Annotated in this window: 4 protein-coding genes; all 4 read left to right on the top strand. The window is 57.9% G+C overall.

The features are described from left to right. Positions 1 to 163: MoaD/ThiS family protein (locus QNK41_RS23100; RefSeq protein WP_413815164.1), on the top strand; the 163-nt coding region annotated here is incomplete at its 5' end. A gap of 37 nt (positions 164 to 200) precedes the next feature. Then, the gene (locus QNK41_RS15470; RefSeq protein WP_319258474.1) at positions 201 to 728 is read left to right on the top strand and encodes a hypothetical protein; all 528 of its coding nucleotides are present in this window, start codon (positions 201 to 203) and stop codon (positions 726 to 728) included. A 17-nt stretch (positions 729 to 745) separates the two neighbouring features. Further along, the gene (locus QNK41_RS15465) at positions 746 to 1,459 is read left to right on the top strand and encodes an SDR family oxidoreductase (RefSeq protein WP_319258472.1); all 714 of its coding nucleotides are present in this window, start codon (positions 746 to 748) and stop codon (positions 1,457 to 1,459) included. Between the two features lie 25 nt (positions 1,460 to 1,484). Next, complete coding sequence (locus QNK41_RS15460; RefSeq protein WP_319258470.1) at positions 1,485 to 2,498, top strand: ADP-ribosylglycohydrolase family protein; 1,014 nt, start codon at positions 1,485 to 1,487, stop codon at positions 2,496 to 2,498. The last annotated feature ends 18 nt before the right edge of the window (positions 2,499 to 2,516 follow it).

The following is a 2,516-nucleotide window of genomic DNA, read 5'->3' as shown; positions in this document are numbered from 1 at the left end:
CCTTGGCGACGACAACGCCACCGTTGGTAATCTGGCTGAGCATGTAAAAATTTCCGAAAATGAAATAGCCACGGTATTCGTCAACGGGAGGCGGTCGAGGCTTGATGCCCGGCTGTCGGACGGTGATCGTGTGGCCTTGATGCCCGCGGTCGGTGGCATGTAAGCGGTCTTATTGTCGGGGGAGGGAGGTCGGCAACCGTATGGCATCTATCAAGGCTGATGAGAATCGAAAACTGGCACAGACCATCGAGCAGCGAGCCGGTACGGGCCCTTCGGAGATTGTGGCCGGCTGGCAGTCGATGCTGCAGGACATGCTGGCTCGAATGCAACCCTTCCTGAAACCGGGGTCCATCGTTACCTTCCAGCAACTGCTGCCGAGTGAGAAGGTTTTTTTCAAGCGTCTATCCGATGAGGTTCCCGTGCCTGAGACGGCCCAGGCCTTCTACCTTCCACCCAGTGTGCGACATCAGATGATGGGCGCCCCAGCCGGTGACAATGACGATATCGGCCTTTCGGACGCCGGGGTGCTGGTGGCCAGCAGGGTCGACAATCATGATGTCATCGTCAATGCGCTCTTTGCCCGCGCCTCCTGCATACCGGCGGTGGATGTTTACGAACAGGGAAAACTGCTGGCGGGATATCAATATCCCAACATCGATTCATGCCGGTCCGAACTCGGCACCATTTTGAAGCGGCATCTGCTGCAGTCAAACATGCGTCACCAATAACATGTGGAGAATGGAAAATGAGTACAACATCGTTTGTCGTGGTTGGCGGTACGTCGGGTATCGGACTGGAAATTACGCACCGCCTGGCAGCCAAAAATTGCCCGGTAGTAGTGATTTCCCGGTCGGCGGGCAGTGTGGCCGAGCTGCCCGGAGTGACCCACCTGCCGGTGGATGTGACCCGGGATGAGATCGATGCGGGCAGTCTTCCGGACAGAATTCAGGGCCTGGCTTACTGCCCGGGTTCTATCCGGCTGCGTCCGTTCCACCGCCTTAAGGAAGCCGACTTCCTTTCCGATTTACAGATCAATCTCTTTGGTGCCGTCAAGGCCATTCAAACTTGCCTGCCGGGACTGAAAAAGGCTGAAAATCCGTCATCCATTGTATTGTTCAGCACGGTGGCGGTGGGAACGGGAATGCCCTTTCATGCCTCCATTGCCAGTGCGAAAGGGGCCCTGGAGGGATTGACCCGCTCGCTGGCCGCCGAGTTCGCCCCGAAGATCCGGGTCAATGCCATCGCCCCGTCGCTGACCGACACCAATCTGGCCAAAACACTGCTGTCCGATGACGGCAAGCGATCCGCCGCTGCGGACCGGCATCCGCTCAAACGGTTTGGAAATCCCGAGGATATCGCGGCTGCAGCGACATTTCTGCTTGAGGATTCATCCTCATGGGTTACCGGCCAGGTGATTGCGGTGGATGGAGGCATGGGGGCGTTGCGGACATTCAAGTAACCGGTCTTTAGGGTAAGGAGTTTTCATGGTCACTTCAGCCGACAGGCAATCCCGTAAAAAAGGGGCAATCCTGGGCATGTACGTTGGTGATGCCCTGGCTATGCCGGTGCACTGGTATTACGATCGACAGGCACTTGCGCGGGATTACGGTCGGGTGACAGACTATATGGTTCCGAAAAATCCGCATCCCGACAGTATCCTGTGGCGCTCCGCATACACGCCGGTCAACACGAAGGCCGACATTCTCCACGACCAAGCCCGGTTCTGGGGGTGCCCGGGTGTACACTACCATCAGTTTCTCGAGGCCGGTGAAAACACGTTGAACCTGAAGCTCTGCACACTGTTGCTCAACCACCTTTTGGAAAACGACGGCTACGATCCCGATGCTTACCTGGCCGAATACATCGCGTTCATGACCACCCCCGGCAGTCACAAGGATACCTATGCGGAGGAGTATCACCGCTATTTTTTCAACAACTATGCATCCGGAAAACCGCCACGGGCCTGCGGGGGAATTGAAAAGCACATCAGCGGCATTATCGGCATGATTCCGCTGGCCGTCTTTTACGTCGAAGATCCCGAACAGGCCAGGCGGGCGGCCATCGACCATCTTGGCCATACCCATCTGGGTGCGCCCATGCAGGCGACCGGTGAGTTTCTCCTGGATGTGCTGCTTCCCGTTCTGGGCGGTGAAAAAATCGTTGACGTGATTGCCGAGAAGATCCGGCGGCAGGACAACCCGCTGCTGGGCCACCCGTTGATTCGATGGCTTGACGATCCTGATGAAATCGTTGTGGGCCGACGCCTCAGCAGTGCCTGCTACGTGGAAGATGCGCTGCCGGCCACCGCCTACCTGGCGTTGAAGTATTACGACGACGTGGCACGGGGCCTGGTTGCCAACACCAACCTGGGTGGAGACAACGCCGGCCGGGGAGCCGTGCTGGGCGCCCTGTTGGGTGCGGCCAACGGCCACGGGGCCTTCCCCCAATCATGGGTAAATGGACTTCGTCACCCGCCACCGGAACTGCTCAGTCGCTGAACAGATGGCCATGAGAAT

Origin of the sequence: Desulfosarcina sp. (assembly GCF_033791525.1) — a bacterium.
Lineage (GTDB): Bacteria > Desulfobacterota > Desulfobacteria > Desulfobacterales > Desulfosarcinaceae > Desulfosarcina.
This window is presented reverse-complemented; position numbering and strand designations above follow the sequence as displayed.

Excerpts from the sequence above, each read along its gene's own strand:
- QNK41_RS15460 (WP_319258470.1), top strand. The coding sequence starts at position 1,485 with ATGGTCACTTCAGCCGACAGGCAATCCCGTAAAAAAGGGGCAATCCTG.
- QNK41_RS15470 (WP_319258474.1), top strand. The coding sequence starts at position 201 with ATGGCATCTATCAAGGCTGATGAGAATCGAAAACTGGCACAGACCATC.
- QNK41_RS15465 (WP_319258472.1), top strand. The coding sequence starts at position 746 with ATGAGTACAACATCGTTTGTCGTGGTTGGCGGTACGTCGGGTATCGGA.